The 17,171-nt window shown below is 62.5% G+C and carries 19 protein-coding genes; 13 read left to right on the forward strand and 6 right to left on the reverse strand.

The window, feature by feature from the left end; translation table 11 throughout:
- Positions 1-35 precede the first annotated feature (35 nt).
- The 4 genes from ACOOFN_RS07610 to ACOOFN_RS07625 form a co-directional block, all read right to left on the reverse strand.
- Complete coding sequence (locus ACOOFN_RS07610) at positions 36-1,265, reverse strand: RNA polymerase sigma factor (protein WP_420430388.1); 1,230 nt, start codon at positions 1,263-1,265, stop codon at positions 36-38.
- A complete protein-coding gene (locus ACOOFN_RS07615) occupies positions 1,258-1,596 on the reverse strand; it encodes a YciI family protein (protein ID WP_420430390.1) in 339 nt (112 codons plus the stop codon). The genes ACOOFN_RS07610 and ACOOFN_RS07615 overlap by 8 nt, the downstream gene beginning before the upstream one ends.
- Positions 1,597-1,599: 3 nt before the next feature.
- Positions 1,600-1,950 carry a YciI family protein gene (locus ACOOFN_RS07620; RefSeq protein WP_420430392.1) on the reverse strand — a complete coding sequence of 117 codons (351 nt, stop codon included), beginning with the start codon at positions 1,948-1,950 and terminating at the stop codon, positions 1,600-1,602.
- Positions 1,951-2,034: 84 nt separating this feature from the next.
- A complete protein-coding gene (locus ACOOFN_RS07625; protein ID WP_420430394.1) occupies positions 2,035-2,802 on the reverse strand; it encodes a class I SAM-dependent methyltransferase in 768 nt (255 codons plus the stop codon).
- Between the two features lie 47 nt (positions 2,803-2,849).
- On the opposite strand from ACOOFN_RS07625, the gene mutM reads away from it, so the two are divergent.
- The 7 genes from mutM to recF all read left to right on the forward strand — a co-directional run bounded on the left by mutM (position 2,850) and on the right by recF (position 10,188).
- Positions 2,850-3,710, forward strand: a complete 861-nt coding sequence (mutM, locus tag ACOOFN_RS07630; protein ID WP_420430396.1) for a bifunctional DNA-formamidopyrimidine glycosylase/DNA-(apurinic or apyrimidinic site) lyase — start codon at positions 2,850-2,852, stop codon at positions 3,708-3,710.
- Positions 3,711-3,809: 99 nt separating this feature from the next.
- Complete coding sequence (locus ACOOFN_RS07635) at positions 3,810-4,685, forward strand: TraB/GumN family protein (RefSeq protein ID WP_420430398.1); 876 nt, start codon at positions 3,810-3,812, stop codon at positions 4,683-4,685.
- Between the two features lie 134 nt (positions 4,686-4,819).
- Positions 4,820-5,596, forward strand: a complete 777-nt coding sequence (locus ACOOFN_RS07640; protein WP_420430400.1) for an enoyl-CoA hydratase — start codon at positions 4,820-4,822, stop codon at positions 5,594-5,596.
- Between the two features lie 113 nt (positions 5,597-5,709).
- The gene (gene rpsT, locus ACOOFN_RS07645) at positions 5,710-5,976 is read left to right on the forward strand and encodes a 30S ribosomal protein S20 (protein ID WP_420430402.1); all 267 of its coding nucleotides are present in this window, start codon (positions 5,710-5,712) and stop codon (positions 5,974-5,976) included.
- Positions 5,977-6,407: 431 nt separating this feature from the next.
- Positions 6,408-7,763, forward strand: a complete 1,356-nt coding sequence (gene dnaA / locus ACOOFN_RS07650; RefSeq protein ID WP_420430404.1) for a chromosomal replication initiator protein DnaA — start codon at positions 6,408-6,410, stop codon at positions 7,761-7,763.
- A gap of 153 nt (positions 7,764-7,916) precedes the next feature.
- Positions 7,917-9,035 carry a DNA polymerase III subunit beta gene (gene dnaN / locus ACOOFN_RS07655; protein WP_420430406.1) on the forward strand — a complete coding sequence of 373 codons (1,119 nt, stop codon included), beginning with the start codon at positions 7,917-7,919 and terminating at the stop codon, positions 9,033-9,035.
- A gap of 19 nt (positions 9,036-9,054) precedes the next feature.
- Positions 9,055-10,188: a DNA replication/repair protein RecF gene (gene recF / locus ACOOFN_RS07660; protein ID WP_420430408.1), complete on the forward strand. Its 1,134-nt coding sequence runs from the start codon at positions 9,055-9,057 to the stop codon at positions 10,186-10,188.
- Here the strand turns inward: recF and ACOOFN_RS07665 are convergent.
- Positions 10,173-10,922, reverse strand: coding sequence for a CPBP family intramembrane glutamic endopeptidase (locus tag ACOOFN_RS07665; protein ID WP_420430410.1), 750 nt, complete (start codon positions 10,920-10,922; stop codon positions 10,173-10,175). The two genes, recF and ACOOFN_RS07665, sit on opposite strands and share 16 nt — an antisense overlap.
- A 79-nt stretch (positions 10,923-11,001) precedes the next feature.
- Between ACOOFN_RS07665 and ACOOFN_RS07670 the strand changes: the two genes are divergently transcribed.
- The 6 genes from ACOOFN_RS07670 (at position 11,002) to ACOOFN_RS07695 (ending at position 16,603) form a co-directional block, all read left to right on the forward strand.
- Positions 11,002-11,646 (forward strand): TetR/AcrR family transcriptional regulator, encoded by a 645-nt coding sequence (locus tag ACOOFN_RS07670; RefSeq protein WP_420430412.1) that lies wholly within the window; start codon positions 11,002-11,004, stop codon positions 11,644-11,646.
- Complete coding sequence (locus tag ACOOFN_RS07675; RefSeq protein WP_420430414.1) at positions 11,646-12,263, forward strand: LysE family translocator; 618 nt, start codon at positions 11,646-11,648, stop codon at positions 12,261-12,263. Before ACOOFN_RS07670 ends, ACOOFN_RS07675 begins: the two co-directional genes overlap by 1 nt.
- A 145-nt stretch (positions 12,264-12,408) precedes the next feature.
- Entirely contained in the window at positions 12,409-14,829 is a 2,421-nt protein-coding gene (gene gyrB, locus ACOOFN_RS07680; RefSeq protein ID WP_420430416.1) for a DNA topoisomerase (ATP-hydrolyzing) subunit B, read from the forward strand.
- A 73-nt stretch (positions 14,830-14,902) separates the two neighbouring features.
- Positions 14,903-15,334 carry a hypothetical protein gene (locus ACOOFN_RS07685; RefSeq protein ID WP_420430418.1) on the forward strand — a complete coding sequence of 144 codons (432 nt, stop codon included), beginning with the start codon at positions 14,903-14,905 and terminating at the stop codon, positions 15,332-15,334.
- A 99-nt stretch (positions 15,335-15,433) separates the two neighbouring features.
- A complete protein-coding gene (locus ACOOFN_RS07690; protein ID WP_420430420.1) occupies positions 15,434-16,135 on the forward strand; it encodes a histidine phosphatase family protein in 702 nt (233 codons plus the stop codon).
- 15 nt (positions 16,136-16,150) lie between these two features.
- The gene (locus tag ACOOFN_RS07695) at positions 16,151-16,603 is read left to right on the forward strand and encodes a methyltransferase family protein (protein ID WP_420430422.1); all 453 of its coding nucleotides are present in this window, start codon (positions 16,151-16,153) and stop codon (positions 16,601-16,603) included.
- Here ACOOFN_RS07695 and thpR read toward each other — a convergent pair.
- Positions 16,600-17,139 (reverse strand): RNA 2',3'-cyclic phosphodiesterase, encoded by a 540-nt coding sequence (gene thpR / locus ACOOFN_RS07700; protein ID WP_420430424.1) that lies wholly within the window; start codon positions 17,137-17,139, stop codon positions 16,600-16,602. The two genes, ACOOFN_RS07695 and thpR, sit on opposite strands and share 4 nt — an antisense overlap.
- Positions 17,140-17,171 lie beyond the last annotated feature (32 nt).

A 17,171-nucleotide genomic window follows, 5' to 3' on the forward strand; every position in this document is an offset into this window, starting at 1 on the left:
GCGCCTATGGCGAGCGTGGTATGCGGTTGCACGGATCACAGCGCGGCACGCCGGGCGAGGAGGTAGGCGCGCACGGATGGATCGGCGGTGAGGCCGGCTGCCCTCCCGTAAGCCTCCCGCGCAGCGTCCGTATCGCCGGCCAGTTTCAGAACATGGGCACGGGTCGCCCAATATGGCTGATGCGCGATTATGCGGTTCTCAGGCAAGGCACTGAGGGCAGCGAGCGCCGACTGCGGGTCACCGGTCTGCGCCATCGCCGCGGCACGGCCTATCAGGGCGCCGAGGGTCGGACTGATCGCCACCAGCCGCTCATAGATGGCGCGGATGGCCGCCCAATCGGTGGTGCCGGTAATGTGGCGCGCATTGTGCGCCGATTGCAGCGCGGCTTCGAATTGGAATCGGCCCGGCCGACCCATACGTAGAGCTGTGCCCAGCAAGGTCTCGGCCTCGGCGATCCGGTCCGTATCCCAGAGCGCAGTGTCCTGTTCGTCGAGCGGGACGAAGGTGCCCGCAGCATCGCGTCTGGCGCCGCGCCGCGCCTCGCAATGCAGGATCAGGGATAACAGGCCGGCGGCCTCAGTTTCGTATGGCAGGAGGCGGCTTGCCAGACGCGCGAGGAAAAGTGCTTCATCGGCGAGGCCGGTATCGGAAAGCTCGTCCCAGCCCGCATTATAGGCGGCATAGATGCCCTGTAGTACGGCGTCGAGGCGCTGCGGCCAGGCGCCCGGGGCGGGAATTTCAAACGCGATCGGCGATTTGCGCAGCCGCGCCTTCAGCCGGCTAAGGCGCTGGCCCATCGTCGCCGGCTTGACGAGAAAGGCGCTGGCGATGCGGGCGGCATCAAGGCCGAGCACGGTCTGAAGCATGAGCGGAGTTTGCAGCGCAGGATCGATTTCCGGATGGGTGCAGACCAGCATGAGTTTCAGCCGGTCGTCGGGAATATCGTTGGTTTCGGTCATGACAGACTGGCCCTCCTCGATCAGCAGGAGCAGCGCGCCGGCATGGGTTCGGGCGGTGGCGGATTTGCGGGCCTGGTCGGCAAGGTATCGCCGGGCCGTGGTCAGCAACCAGGCTTCGGGCTGATCCGGGGGCTCCGATTTCGGCCAGTTTGAAAGTGCCCGGGCAAATGCTTCGGCGAGCGCCTCTTCGGCAACGGCTATGTCGCCGCAGCGCGCGGCGAGAATGGAGAGGATCCGGCCATAGGCCTGGCGCGCTGCGCGCTCCGCAGCCTGATGCGCCGGATTCTCTCCGCTGCCGTCAGCCATAGTCCGGGACAGGCCGCACCTCGACCTTGCCGGTCTTGGCGACCGGGCAACGCTTCGCCCAGTCGATGGCCTCGTCCATGGACGAGGTTTCGATCCGGTAATAGCCACCGAGTTGTTCCTTGGAATCGGCATAAGGCCCGTCCTGGACGTTGTCGGCAGTGACGATTCGGGCTGTCGTCGAGGGATCGAGCGGCGCACCCTCGACGAACGCGCCCGCCTTCGTCAGCGCCTCGGAATAGGCCATATGCTCGCCGATTACGGCGTGCTGTTCGGCCTCGCTCATATCGATCCAGGCCTGTTCGTCATCGTGCAGCAAAAGCAGGAATTGCATGGCTTAGCCCTCCATCTCTGACATGGCGCGCACCGGGCGCACCTCGACTGCACCGGAGCTGGCAGCGGGTGAACGGGCGGCAATCGCGAGCGCCTCGTCAAGATTGTCGGCATTGACTATGAAAAAGCCGCCGAGCTGCTCCTTGGTCTCGGCATAGGGCCCATCCAGGACAGTGCCGGATTTCAGCGTCGCGGCCCCGTCGCCAGGATGCAGACAGGCGCCGCCGGCCAGCTGGCCACTATCCGAGACCGCTTGCGAATATGCGCTCCAGCCGGACCAGTATTGCGCATTGGACGTATCGTCGCGGGCGGAGAAGTCCGCCGCACCCTCGTAAAACAATATGGCGTATTGCATCTGTTGCTCCCTCCGGAAATCGACCGGTGAACCCGGACAGCTTACAGACGGGCGAGCCTCGCCGATTTCGACAACGAGGTGAAACTAAATCCGCCAGCCGGTATGGAGGGCGGCGATACCGCCGGAATAATTGGTCACCTTTACCTGACCGAAACCGGCTGTCGCCAGCTCGTCCGCGAAATCGTCCTGGTTCGGGAAGCGGCGGATCGATTCTACCAGATACTGATAACTGTCGCGGTCCTTGGCGATGGTCCCGCCCAGCGCCGGAATGGCATTGAACGACCAGGCATCATAAATCCGCTCCAGCGCGCGCGTTGTCGGACGCGAAAACTCGAGGCAGAGAAAACGTCCCGCCGGCTTCAGGACACGGCGCATTTCCTTCAACGCAGCGATCCGGTCGGTGACATTGCGGATGCCGAAGGCAATGGTCACACAATCGGCCGTACCGTCGTCGAAGGGCAGGCATTCGGCATTGCCGGTCACCCAGGTGAGATTTGGCGCCGGCCCGCGCTTGAGGCCCGCCAGCAGCATTTGCTCGTTGATGTCGCAGATCACGGCGCGTGCCGGACCCCCGCCGCGCGTCTTGCGGCGTTTCTCGGCGCGCGCAACGAAGGCGCGGGCGAGATCGCCGGTGCCGCCGGCAACGTCGATCAGGGTTTCACCGGGCTGCGGATTGGCACGCTCGATAGTCATGTCTTTCCAGGCACGGTGAATGCCCAGTGACATGAGGTCATTCATCAGATCGTAGCGGGCTGCGGAACGGTCGAAGACGCCACGGACGAGTCCGGATTTCTCCTCGCGCGGGACATTGCGGAAGCCGAAGGATGCGGTTTGGGATTGCGTGTCGGTCATCGCGGCGGACAATAGGGCAATGCACCCGTCATCACCAGCGCGACATCATGCCCGAACTCCCTGAAGTCGAAACCGTCCGGCGTGGCCTGGAGCCGGCCATGACGGGACGCAGGATCGTGCGGGCCGAAGCAAGGCGGCCGGATTTGCGCTTCCCGTTTCCCGACCGGTTCACGGAACGGCTTGAAGGCCAGCGTATCGCGCGACTGGACCGAAGGGCGAAGTATCTGCTTTTCCGTCTCGATAGCGGCGAGACGCTGCTGGCGCATCTCGGCATGTCGGGGCGTTTCACCGTGCACGGCGCCGGCGTGCAGAATCCTGGCGCTTTCGTTCATGCACCGGCGACGCTGGAGAAGCACGACCATGTCGTGTTCGACATGGAGGCGGGTGGCCGCATCGTCTTCAACGATCCGCGCCGGTTCGGGTTCATGGCGATGTATGCGACCGATTCCGAAGCGGACGTGTCCTTTCTGTCCGGGCTGGGGCCAGAGCCGAACTCGAATGCCTTCTCTGCGGCTTTCCTGACCGAGCGATTGCGCGGCAAGACCGCGCCGCTGAAGGCGGCCCTGCTGGACCAGCGCGTGGTTGCCGGCCTCGGAAATATCTATGTCTGCGAAGCCTTGCACCGGGCGCGACTGTCGCCACGGCGGGGCGCGAGGACTGTCGGACCACAGCGCGCGGAACGTCTGGCGCAGGCAGTTCGCGCGGTGATCGACGAGGCGATCGAGGCGGGCGGGTCGAGCCTCAAGGACTTTGCCTCCGCCGATGGAGAGCTGGGCTATTTCCAGCACAGTTTCCGAGCCTATGGCCGCGAAGGCGAAGCCTGCGCTACGACGGATTGCGCCGGCACCATCCGGCGGATCGTGCAATCCGGTCGGTCGACCTTTTTCTGCCCCGATTGTCAGCGATAGGAGAGATGCGGTCGCCGCCTTTCCCGGTTTGACCGGCGGGGAAATGCAGCAATAAAGCGGGGCCGGTCGCATCGGCTGAACTCAGGAGACTCAATTCGCATGACGATGTCCAAAACGTTTACGGGTGGCCTTCTGGCGGCCGCTATGGTGGCAGGTGCTGCGTTTGCCGATCCCTCGCTCTGGCATATCGAGGACGAAGACAGCGACATCTACATTTTCGGAACGGTACACATTCTGCGCCCTGAGCTCGAATGGCAGACGGACGAGATGATGAGCGCCTTCGAAAGCGCCGACACGGTGTATTTCGAGGCACCGGTCAACGATCCGGCGGAAGCGGCGAACTTGCAACAGGTGCTGATGGCGAATGCACTCAACCCGGCGGGCACGACGTTGTCCTCACTGGTTAGCGCCGAAGCGTGGCGCCAGATCGAGACATTCGCGCCACGGATTGGCGTCTCGGCTGCACAGCTCGAGCCGTTACGGCCCTGGCTGGCGACGATCCAGCTTGGCGTCGGCTTCATCATTATCTCTGGCTATGACCCGCAGTCCGGTGTCGAAGCCACGCTTTGGCCCCTGGCACGTGAGGCGGGCAAGACGCTGGCCTATTTCGAGACCGTCGAGGAACAGATCGGCTTCTTCGCCAATCTGCCGACCGAGATCGAGACCGCGCTGCTGGAGGAAACAGTTGCCGATTTCGAAGCCGCGCCCGACCAGCTCGACACGTTGGTCGCGGCCTGGGCGGCAGGCGACCAGGCGATGATCGACGATGTCATGAATGCCCAGATGCGCCAGGACGCCCCGGAAGTGCACGACATCATCATCGTGCAACGCAATCACCGCTGGGCAGATCAGATCGAAGACATTCTCGACGGATCGGGGACGGTATTCATAGCCGTGGGGTCGGGCCATCTGCCGGGAGACGAGGGCGTGATCTCCTTGCTGCGCCAGCGCGACATCACTGTATCGGGACCGTAGCGCGTCACGGACGGGACGGCGCGCCGTCGACGAATGACAGGGGGCGGGGTGGTGACCGCGCTGTCTGTTTGCGTTATAGCGGCGCGCTCTGGAATTCCCGCAGCCAGCCGGCTGCGAACAAATGGAGGCCTCGTGTGGGCTACAAGACAATTCAGGTAAAAACCGAAGGCCGCGTCGGCGTCATCACGCTCGACCGTCCCGAGGCGCTCAACGCGCTGTGCGACGAGCTGACGACCGAACTCGCAGCCGCGCTCGACAAGTTCGGGTCTGACGATGATGTCGGATGCGTCGTGCTTACCGGATCGAAGAAAGCCTTTGCCGCGGGCGCCGACATCAAGGAGTTGGTGAGCAGCGATTTTGTCGGCCTCTACATGCATGACCCGTTCGAGAAGACGTGGGAAGCAGTGGCGCGTTTCCGCAAGCCTATCATTGCCGCGGTCTCGGGCTATGCGCTTGGCGGTGGCTGCGAGATCGCGATGATGTGCGATTTCATCATCGCCTCGACATCGGCGAAATTCGGCCAGCCGGAAATCAATCTCGGTGTGATGCCGGGCGCGGGCGGTACGCAACGCCTGCCGCGCGCTGTCGGCAAGGCGAAGGCCATGGATCTCTGCCTCACCGGTCGCATGATGGATGCGGAAGAGGCCGAGCGTGCGGGCCTGGTCAGCCGCGTCGTACCTGTCGATGATCTTTTGTCGACAGCCATGGAAGCGGCCGAGACGATCGCCTCGAAGTCGTTGCCGATCGCCATGATGACCAAGGAATCGATCAACCGGTCCTTCGAGATGGGGCTGACTGAAGGCGTGCGCTGGGAGCGCCGCGTATTCCAATCACAATTCGCGACCGAGGACCAAAGCGAAGGCATGGCGGCGTTTGCTGAAAAACGGGCAGCGCACTTCAAGCACAAATAGCCTGAGGCAAGTGTTGACGCGAGGTGCAGGGGCAAGTATATGCCCCGCCTCACGCGCGATCCCCGGCAGGGGCGCTGCGTCAAAAGTTTGAACAGAACAACGGATACGGCTTCATGGCGAATACAGCCTCAGCAAAGAAGATGGTGCGCAAGCTTGCCCGCCGCACTGCGGTCAAAAAATCGCGCCGCTCGCGGGTGCGGACTTTCATCAAGAAAGTCGACGCTGCGATCGGGGCGGGCGATTCCGGAAAGGCGCGGGAAGCCCTCGTGAAAGCCGAGTCGGAAATGATGCGTGCCGTGAACAAGGGCGTGTTCCACAAGAACACCGCGTCGCGGAAAATCTCGCGCATGTCGGCTCGCGTGAAGGCGATGTCGGCCTAAGTTCCGATACGCAAATCCGAATTTCGAAAGCGCCCGCTATCATCGATAGCGGGCGTTTTCTTTGACTGCACGGATGGGTTTTCGGAGCCGGTTTTGGGGTGCTGCAGTGCGTCACAAAAACTTGCAGATGCCAAATTCCCACCCCCTCACGACTTTTCTCGTGTCAAGCGAAGAATCACGTGAATCGGGACCAAAGTTATGTTGACCGTCAGGGGGCGCTGAGTAGTCTAGGGGCATCAGGCGTTCATTCCCATGCGGACTAAATAATAACGCTGCCGACGGTCGAGTGTGCGAGCGGCGATGGGGACATCTATGCCTGAAAAAACAACAGCTTGGCTCTAATAATGAGAGCCCAATAAGAGGGTGTGGGGGACATGTCGGCGACGTCCAGTACTGCGTTAAATTCACATCAGAAATCGTCGGAATTGGGGATGCCGGGGGGCGTCTGGCGCGAGGTGCGGGCGCACCTTCGCCGCGAGTACGGCGATACCGTTTTTTCATCCAACATGGCGCGATTGCGGGTTCGTGAGGACGCCGATGGCGGCCTGACCGTGATCGCACCCAACCGCTTTTATCGGGATTGGGTCGATGACCATGCCGGGGCCCGTTTGCGCGCGCTCTGGAACCAGTACGATCCATCCGGCCGCGCGATCCGCCTGGTGGCCGAACAGGACCTTGAAGAGGCGCCGGCGCCTGTCGCGCCACCCAAGCCGGTCAGTGTATCGGCGGGCGATCATGCCAATGATGCGCGATCGCGCGCGGTGAATGATCGCTTCACTTTCGATACCTTCATGGTCGGCCCGTCGAACGAGATGGCGTCGGCCGCGGCAAGAGCGGTCGTGAACGCGTCGCCGTCGCCATTCAATCCGGCGTTCTTCTACGGAGATTACGGCGTCGGCAAGACTCACCTTCTCAATGCCATCGCGCACTCGGTCGAGCTCGGCGGAGCGTGCCGCAAGGCGCTTTACCTGACAGCCGAGGAATTCCTGTCGGGCTTCGTGAGCGCCATGCGCAAGAAGGACACGATCAGCTTCAAGGAATCGGTGCGCCGCGTTGACGTGCTGCTCATCGACGATGTGCACTTCATTGCCGGCAAGCCGAAGACCGAAGACGAGTTTCTGCACACTGTGGCGTCGCTGATCGCGGACGAGAATCAGGTGGTGCTCGCCTCGCACAAGGCGCCGGCGGACCTCAACGTTTCCGATCCTCGCCTGGCATCGCTGCTGAAGGGCGGCTTCGCCTGCGAGCTGCGCAAGCCCGACCTCGATCTGCGGCGCAAGATCCTCGACTGCAAGATAGCGCAGGCCAGCGGTCATTATCCCGAGCTCACCGTGCCGGAGACGGTTCGTGATTTCCTGGCGGCGCGGATGACGGCGAGTGCCCGCGAACTGGAGGGCGTGCTCAACAATGTCATCGGACGTACCGCATTGCTGGGCCGGCCAGTGACGATGGACGCCGTCGAGGCCGCGTTGCGCGAATTGTCGATCGTGTCCGAGCGGCGTGTGACGGTGGACCTGATCCAGAAAACCGTCGCCGAGCGTTTCGGCGTGAAAGTTTCCGACATTCTGTCAAAGCGGCGGACCAAGACCGTCGTCAAGCCGCGTCACGTGGCCATGTATCTCGCCAAGACGATGACGACGCGCTCGCTGCCGGATATCGGTCGCCGGTTCGGCGACCGGGATCATTCGACCGTGATACATGCGGTCAACAAGATTACGGACATGATCGAGGCGGGTGATCCGGTGAAGGATGAAATCGAGACCCTGTCCCGCGAAATCCGCGGCTGATACGCATCACCCGGCCTGCTGCATTCCGGTTGGCCCGGGCGTATTGCGTTTGGGAAAATTTCGCTATGCTCCCTTCCCCGGGGACGAGGCGATTCAAGGCATTGTCGCAACACGCCGTGTTTCCCAATAGCGAGGCGGGACGACGGGAACGACATGAAACTCACGATTGAACGCGCAGCTCTGCTGAAAGCCCTCGGGCATGTCCAGGCCGTTGTCGAACGGCGCAACACGATCCCGATCCTGTCCAATGTGCTGATCACTGCCGGTTCCAATGGAGCGAGTTTCGCAGCAACCGATCTGGATATCGAAATCCAGGAAAGCGCGGCTGCGCATGTTGAACGCGAAGGCATGGCGACGGCGCCTGCGCACACGCTTTACGAGATCGCCCGAAAGCTTCCCGACGGTGCCGATGTCACACTCGAGCTCGACGGGGAGGATCCGCGTCTGAGCCTGAAGGCCGGCCGGTCGAGTTTCTCTCTGCCGTCGTTGCCGCCGGGTGATTTCCCGATGATGCCGGCAGAAGATCTCCAGCATTCGTTTGCTTTGGAAGCGGGGGCGCTGGCGCGGATCATCGACAAGACCCGGTTTGCGATTTCGACCGAAGAGACACGCTATTATCTCAACGGCATTCACCTTCACGCGGCGGATGAGAAAGGACGCAAAACGCTCCGCGCGGTGGCCACGGACGGCCATCGGCTAGCCTTGTCTGAATGCGATCTTCCGGACGGTGCAGCGGGCATGCCCGCGGTCATCGTGCCCCGCAAGACAGTGCAGGAAGCCCGCCGGCTTCTGGAAGACGGTGACGATGAAGTGCAGATTTCTGTGTCCGACGGCAAGATCCGTTTCGGTTTCGGCCGGGCGGTCCTGACATCGAAGCTGATCGACGGCTCCTTCCCGGATTACGAGCGGGTGATTCCGCGCGGCAATGAAAAGCTGATGTCTGTCGAGAACAAGCGCTTTGCCGAGGCGGTTGACCGCGTGGCAACGATCTCGATCGAGAAATCCCGCTCGGTGAAGCTGACGCTGGATGACGGCGTGCTGACACTGGCGGTGAACAATCCTGAATCCGGACAGGCGACCGAGGAAGTTCCGGTCGAAAGCGAGGAGAGCGGTTTCGCGATCGGCTTCAATGCGCGTTACATCCTGGATGTGGCAGGCCAGATCGAGGGTGACGAAGCACGGCTGCATTTTGCCGACCCGGCTTCGCCGACCTTGGTGACCGATTCCGGCGATGCGGATTCGCTTTACGTGCTGATGCCGCTGCGCGTTTGATCGTCCGCGTATACCCGACATGACCCAAGCCGCGATCTTCCGTCTGCGGCTGACCGATTTCCGCAATTTCGAGACGCTTGATCTCGATCTTGATGCACGCCCGGTCTGCCTCGCCGGACCGAATGGTTCGGGCAAGACCAATATCCTGGAGGCAATCTCGCTGCTGGCGCCAGGGCGCGGATTGCGGGGTGCGGAAAGCGATGAGGTGTTACGCCGCTCCGCCGAGGCGACAGCGCCGGCCTGGGCGGTCTATGCCGAGGCGCTCGATGCGATTGGTGAAACCGCCAGCCTTGCGTCGGGTCTGCTTGAAGGCGCCCGGCGCGAGACACGCCTGAATGGCAAGCCCGCCTCGCGCGCCGCCGTCGCTGGCCTGTTGCCCATGATTGCCCTGCTGCCCGAACATGACCGCCTGTTTGCCGGGCCGCGGGCGGACCGTCTCAAATTCTTCGATCGGCTGGTAACTGCGTCCGAACCGTCGCACGGCGAAGCCTTGTCAGCCTATGAGAAACTCCGCTCACGGCGGCAGCGCCTGCTGGAGCGGGGTCAAGCCGATCCTCACTGGCTGGCGGCGCTGGAAACCGATCTTGCTGGACATGGCGTCGGACTTGCGGCCGGCCGTCTTGCAGCTCTTTCACGTCTGCAGGCTGCGATCGATGCCGCTGCCGATCGCGTGTTTCCGAAGGCCGATCTCGCCTTGAACGGAATGGTCGAGGCCGCGCTGGCCGACGGCGCCGAGCTGCGCGATGCAGAAGATCAGCTCGCCAAGGCGTTTGCCGAGGGCCGTAACCGCGACGCCGTGAGCGGCCGGACCCTGACGGCCGGACCGCACCGGAGTGACCTGACGGCCCGTCACCGCGAGAAGGATCAGCCGGCCGGACGCTGTTCCACCGGCGAACAGAAAGCACTGGTGATCCGCCTTGTGCTGGCGCAGGCCCAATCGCTCGCTGGACGAGGGCAACGTATGCCGCTGCTCTTGCTGGATGAGGCTTGCGCTCACCTTGATGCGGTTCGTCGCGAGGGGCTTGCGCAGGCGATTTCCGCGCTGGGCGCACAGGCGTGGCTGACCGGGGTCGAAGCCGGATTGTTCGCGGCCTTTGGCCAAGAGGCCCAGCATCTGGCGGTCGAGACGGGATCCGTTCAGGTGGTGGCCTGAGCCGTTCCGCGGGATTTCAGCATCAGGATGAAAGCGCCGCCGGCGAGCAGGTCGACGCCAATGTGCAGGACGATGACCGGGAAGAGTGAGCCGCCGAGCAGGTAGAGGCCGGTAAGGACGAGCGTGATGCCGGTGACCTTCAGCATGCCGAGCCCGCCCTGATAAGCGTGCAGGGCCACGAACAGGGCGCCGGCTGCTATCGCTGCCGCCCACACGGGAATGACCGATCCCAATGCGGCGATCATGAAGCCGCGATAGACGATTTCCTCGGTGATCCCTGCGGTTATCGCCACCCCTTGAAAGGCGCGTCCCTCGCGGATCGTACGCGGCCGGATCAGGTCCAGCTCAGGCGCCTTCTCGAACTGAGCAAAAGCCTGTTCGCGATAAGCGCGGCCGAACACCAGGCGCATGAAGTCCAAGACCATGAGGGCGAGGATCAATCCGACAATGATCCAGCTGGCGGCCATTCGCCATCCGGAGCCGAGGGTCAGGCCAATCTCCGCAAGACTGTTGCCCGACAGCGCCCAGGCCAGCAGCGCCAAGGCCGCCATGAGCCAGAGCTGTCGGATGGTGCGGAAATAACTGTCGTGGCGCCAGGTCTCCGGCAGCCGGCCCTCGGCCTGGCGTTTGCGGGCGTCATGGTCCTGGATCATGATACCGACCGACATGATGACGACGAGCAGAGCACCAGCTTCGGCGGCATAAGGTTGAACTAGATCGGTAAACAGGGTCATTTTCATTCTCCTCGCCCGGGCCTGAGAGTCGGGTTATATCGAATCCGAATTCGTATTCGGAAATAGGGAGCCGATTGACGTGAGTCAAGGTGAAAGCCGTCCTGTGCAGGCAAGATCGCGGCAGACGCGGGCGAAAATCGTCGACGCGCTGGCGGCGCTGCTCGACAAACGGCCGATGGAAGAGATCACCATGCCAATGATCGCCGAGCAGGCCGGCATCGCCGTGGGCACGCTCTATGGGCGCTTCGAAAGCCGGGATGCGCTGATCCCGGTGACGTTCGAGATCTACGAGGCGCGGCTGCTGGCCTTCATGAGCGGTGACGGGCGGATCGAGATCGAGAAGGCGGACGGACTCTATTCTGCCCTGAAGCGCGCTGTCCGCTCGGCCTGGGCCTTCCTTACCGCCAACCGGAATTTGACGCGCGCCGTTTATGCCTATGGCCGGCAATATCCCCATCTCGTCGGCGATGAGTGGACCGGCTATCTCGAGACTGGCGTTGAAAACATGCAAAGGCTGCTAGATCTTTTTGCAGACGACATCCGGGTCGACGACGCAGACCGGGCGGCGCGGATGATGACCTATCTGATCAACGCCATCCCGATTGACCTCGGCCTCTATGGCCGCGACGGGGTCGGGGCTGCGATCAAGGTTTCGCCCGATGGGTTCATCGAGGATGTGACGCGCACGCTTTACGGCTATCTCACGGCCCGGCCCGAACGCTGATGCCGATTGAGAACTATGTTCTTTTCGGTGCCGCGCTTCTGCTCCTGTTCTTCAGCCCCGGCCCCGGCAATGTCGCCATGGTGGCGCGGACGCTTGATGACGGACCCGTGCACGGCTTTGCCTATGGCGGCGGCATTATCACCGGTGACATTATCTGGTTCACGCTGGCCGTGACCGGGCTGGCGGCGGCGGCCGCCCTGGTCGGTCCGGCCGGCTGGGTGTTCAAATTCGTCGGCGTTGTGATCCTCTTGTGGTTCGCCTGGAAATCCTTCAGCTCGTTTCGGAATCCGACAGTCACCCGGTTGAAGACGCCTTCCCACCTTGGGCTGGCGGCCACCTATCTTGCCGGCATCGCAATGCCGTTGACCAACCCCAAGCCGATCGTCTTCTACCTCACGCTCCTGCCGAGCTTCTTCGACCTATCGCTGATCGACCCGGCGGCCTATCTGGCGATGGTTGCGATCATGCTGGCGATGTATCTGGTGACCGCGACCGTGCATGTCGGCCTCGCCCACAGGGCTCGAAACTGGCTGCAGGAGAAGGGCGTGAAACGCTGGGCGGACGGCGTGACAGCGCTGGTCATGCTGGGCATCGCTGCGCTCCTGATCGCGCGCTGATTCAGCAATTTCGGGGGTCCTTTGGCGCGGTAATTCCGGCGGCGCTGACAACTCTGTTCAACATGTTGAATTTACATGGATTTTGGCATCATGAATCTGCGGAACAAACATGGCGTAATGTGCCCGATTCAGCTACACTAAATGTATGGAAGAAAATACGAATCAGGAATACGCGGCCGACTCCATCAAGGTCCTCAAGGGGCTTGACGCGGTCCGCAAGCGTCCGGGCATGTATATCGGCGACACTGACGACGGGTCGGGCCTGCATCACATGGTCTACGAGGTCGTCGACAATGCAATCGACGAGGCACTGGCAGGTCATGCCGACGCCGTGACCGTCACGCTTCATGCTGACGGATCGGCCAGCGTGTCCGACAATGGACGCGGCATCCCGGTGGACCGGCACGAGGAAGAAGGCGTGTCGGCGGCCCAGGTGATCATGACCCAGCTGCATGCGGGCGGAAAGTTCGACCAGAATTCCTACAAGGTATCGGGCGGACTGCACGGGGTTGGCGTATCTGTCGTCAACGCGTTGTCGGAATGGCTGGATCTGAAGATCTGGCGCAACGGCAAGGTACACGACATGCGCTTCCGGATGGGCGATCCGGAGAATGGCGAAGACCTGAAGGTCACAGGCGATGCGCCGTTGAAAGCTGACGGCAAACCGTTGAGCGGTACCGAGGTGCGGTTCATGCCGTCGGACAGCATCTTTACCAATACCGAGTTCAAACGCGACACGCTGATCCACCGACTGCGCGAGCTCGCATTCCTGAATTCCGGAGTGGTGATCGTGTTCCGCGATGAACGCGACAGCGAAGCGTTCGAGGAGCGCATGGTCTATGAGGGCGGCGTGGCGGCCTTCGTCGAGCATCTTGACCGTGCCAAACATCCGATTTTCACGCCGCCCGTGCTGATTGCCGGCGAGCGCGAGGGCGTCAACGTGGAAGCCGCGCTGGAATGGAATGACGGCTATCACGAGAATGTTCTCTGCTTTACCAACAACATCCCGCAGCGCGATGGCGGCACCCATCTGGCAGGGTTCCGGGGCGCGCTGACGCGCGTCATCAATACCTATGCAGCAGCGACCGGCCTGGCGGCCAAATCAAAAGTCTCGATCACCGGTGACGATGCCCGAGAAGGCCTGACCTGCGTTCTGTCGGTGAAGGTGCCGGACCCGAAATTCTCGTCGCAGACAAAGGACAAGCTGGTGTCCTCTGAAGTGCGGCCGGCGGTCGAGGGCATTTGCTATGAAATGCTTTCGGAGTGGTTCGAGGAACATCCGAACGAGGCCAAGAGCATTGTCTCGAAAATCATCGAAGCCGCCGCTGCCCGTGAAGCGGCGCGGAAGGCGCGAGAGCTGACGCGGCGCAAATCGGCGCTGGATATCGCGTCGCTGCCGGGCAAGCTGGCGGACTGCCAGGAAAAGGATCCGGCGAAGTCCGAGCTTTTCATCGTCGAGGGTGATTCCGCTGGCGGTTCGGCAAAGCAGGGCCGGGCGCGTGAATTCCAGGCCGTGCTGCCGCTGCGCGGCAAGATCCTCAATGTGGAGCGCGCGCGTTTCGACAAGATGCTGTCATCGGAACAGGTCGGCACGCTGATCACGGCGCTGGGCGCAGGGATCGGCCGTGACCAGCTCGACATGGACAAGCTGCGCTACCACAAGGTCGTGATCATGACCGACGCGGATGTTGATGGTGCGCACATCCGGACGCTGCTCTTGACCTTCTTCTACCGGCAGATGCCGGAGCTGATCACGCGTGGCCACCTCTATATCGCGCAGCCACCGCTCTACAAGGTAACGCGCGGCCGGTCCGAACGTTACATCAAGGACCAGGCCGAGATGGACAGCTATCTCATAGAGGAAGGCTGTTCAGAGGCGCTGTTGCGCCTGGCCAATGGCACGACGATCGCCGGGGCCGACCTGGCAGACCGGGTCGAGCAGGCCCGCCTGGTCAAGCTGGCGCTCGACCGGATGGCGGCGCGGGCTCCCGTCTTCGCCGCCGAAGCAGCGGCCATGGCCGGCGCCATGGTGCCCGACGTGACGGCCGAAGCCGCGAGCGCAGCTGCGTCTGTGCTGAACCGGTTTGCCGAAGAGGGCGAAGACAACTGGTCCGGTGAAGTGTCTGATGACGGACATCTCGTCTTCAAACGTGAAGTGCGCGGTGTGACCGAAACGGCGGTACTGGAAGACGCGCTGCGGGTTTCGCCCGAAGCGCGCCGTCTTTCGGAGCGCGCAATGGCGATCGCCAATGATTTCGCGGGCCCGGCCACCTATGTCACAAAATCGAACGAGACGGTGATCCACACGCCGCGCCAACTCATGGACGCTGTCACGGCGGCCGGTGCCAAGGGCATGAAAATCCAGCGCTACAAGGGCCTGGGAGAAATGAATGCCGAACAGCTCTGGGAGACGACGCTGGATCCTGACGGGCGGTCATTGCTGCAGGTGAAGATCGAGGAATTGGCGGAAGCCGACGATCTGTTCACCAAGCTGATGGGAGATCTCGTGGAGCCACGGCGCGATTTCATCACCGCTCATGCGCTCGAAGCCGAGGTGGACGTCTAATCGGTCGCCTTAAACGTCTGATTACTCTTACAGGTTAGCTTTCCGCATCTGAACGGATTGAGGATTCGGAAACATGGCCGTTTTCGGAAAACGCGGAGCATCAAAACCGGTTGCACGTCCTGCCGCTGTGCAGCGCGAGCGCCCAGTCACCGCCAAGGCGGCGGACGACCATAGCCCGCCGCCGCGGTTTCGCTCCGGCGCCGGCCTAAGCTGGAGCAAGCCTCTCACTATCAAGAATATCAACATCACGCTGGTTCCTGACGATCCGGGCGTGTTCGCTTTGATGGGCGGACCCGAAGAAGCCGATATCGTCTATCTCGGCGGGACCAAGGATCTGCGCAGCGAGTTTCAGATCGAGCTGGCCTCCCAGGCCGCGCTGGTGCATCCGCACGCCCAGTATTTCAGTTTCGCCATCGCGCCGACTCCAAATGAGCAGGCCGAGAAGGAAATCGCGATTTTTCGCCGCAGGTTCGGCCGAATTCCCCGCCTGAACAGCGGATTCTGAAGCAGACGGAAAACCCTCAACGAATTGTCATCCGGCTGGGTATCGCTTTCGGCGGCCCGGCGGGTTACAAGACGCGCCCTGCCTCCGGGAGAATGCGTCTTGAAACCTGTCCTTCAGAGTCTTGGCCGCGTCCTGCCCGCCATTGCCTATCCGGCCTATTTGGTGCGGACCGCGGCCTTCGCGCTGGCAACAATCGCGATTGGACTGATCGCGTCTGCGCCGGCGACCGCGCAGGCGTCGTTCGATCGGCCCGGCCTGCTGACGCTGGCCGACCCGGCATCGACGCCGGATATTCTGTCTGCGGACAGACATGTGCTGATCGTCCGCCACGCCCGGAAAATCTCGGAAGACTGTAACGCTCTCGACTGCCCGTTGGGCGCTGCCGGCGAATCGATGGTCGCCCGCCTCGACACCCTGCTGGGCGAACCGGACTTCGATGCGGTTTTCTCGTCGAGCGCTTGCCGTACCGTCGAGACCGTGCGCGTTGCCGGTGATGTTGTTCAACATGCCGCCGCCGAGAATGCCCGCGAAATGTGCGGCGGTGGCGTCGCCGAGCGGGCGCGCGATGATGCGATCCAGGACGCGGTGACCAGTGATGCGCGCTGGACGATCGTCGCAGAACACTCCAACACCACTTGCGGCTGGGTTGCTGCCATTGCGGGAGACGCCGCCCTGTCCGGCACGCCATGCGAGGGCGGGCGATTGGACTCCAGCGATTACGGGGATGTCTTCTGGCTTCGCCGCCAGGCGGACGTCTGGCATTTGACGGTGCTCGAAGGGGTTTTCGACGTCAGCGAATAAGCCGGGTTCCAAGTCATGCGTCCGATCATTCCGCCACCCGTCATCATGGTCTTTTTTACAGGCATCGCGCTCGAGCTGGATGTCGTTTCACCGCTCGACATTCTGATGGGCCGGGCCCGCTTGCTACTGGTCCTGCTCCTCGCCGGCCTGGGCGTAATGGTCGTTTTGCTGGGCGTGATGGCGTTCCGCCGCCAGAAGACGACGATCAACCCGTACAAGATTGATGACGCCAGCGCGCTGGTGACGAATGGAATCTACCGTTTCACGCGCAATCCGATGTATCTGGGCATGCTTTTGATCCTGTTCGCGGTCGTGGCCTATACGCAGGATGTGCTGGCCTTGCTGGCGCCGGCCGGCTTCATCGTGGTGCTGAACCGATTGCAGATCCGTCCCGAGGAGCGCGCGATGCTGCAAACCTTCGGCGACACTTATGCGGCCTATTGCGAGCGGGTCCGGCGCTGGATCTAGCCGAGCGGATACTCGGCTTCTATCCGGTACGGATCGGCACCCCGCCCCCTCTGCCAGGACGAATAGAGATAAAAGCGATCGGCTTTCCAGGCGGGCGTTTGGAACAGGGCATTGCGCCGTTCGAAGGCCTGGACGCGATCGAGATCGGTACGGCCAAGATAGGCCAGCGTGACATGCGGCTTGAAAGCCCGCTTCTCCGGCGAGAGGCCGGTTCGCCGCGCCGCGCGTTCGCAAGCGCTGGCGAGCGAATCCAGTGCTGGCTGCGGCGCGATTCCCAGCCAGATCGCGTGCGGCTCGGTGCGGCCGAAAGAGCCGGCACCGCGGATGGCAAGCTCGAAGGGTTTGCAGGCGATGCGGCCGAGCTCATGGTCGAGCTCCTCGGCAAGACGCTCATCGATTTCACCAAAAAAACGCAAGGTGATGTGCATGGCGCTTGCGGCGCGCCATCTTGCACCGGTCACGCCTTTCTGGAGGCCGGTCAGGCGAACGGCGATTTCAGCCGGTACAGGCAGGGCGGCAAACAGGCGAAGCGACATGACACGCAGGATGCCGTGATTGCTCCGCTTTT

Source organism: Hyphobacterium sp. (assembly GCF_965217055.1).
Taxonomy (GTDB): domain Bacteria; phylum Pseudomonadota; class Alphaproteobacteria; order Caulobacterales; family Maricaulaceae; genus Hyphobacterium.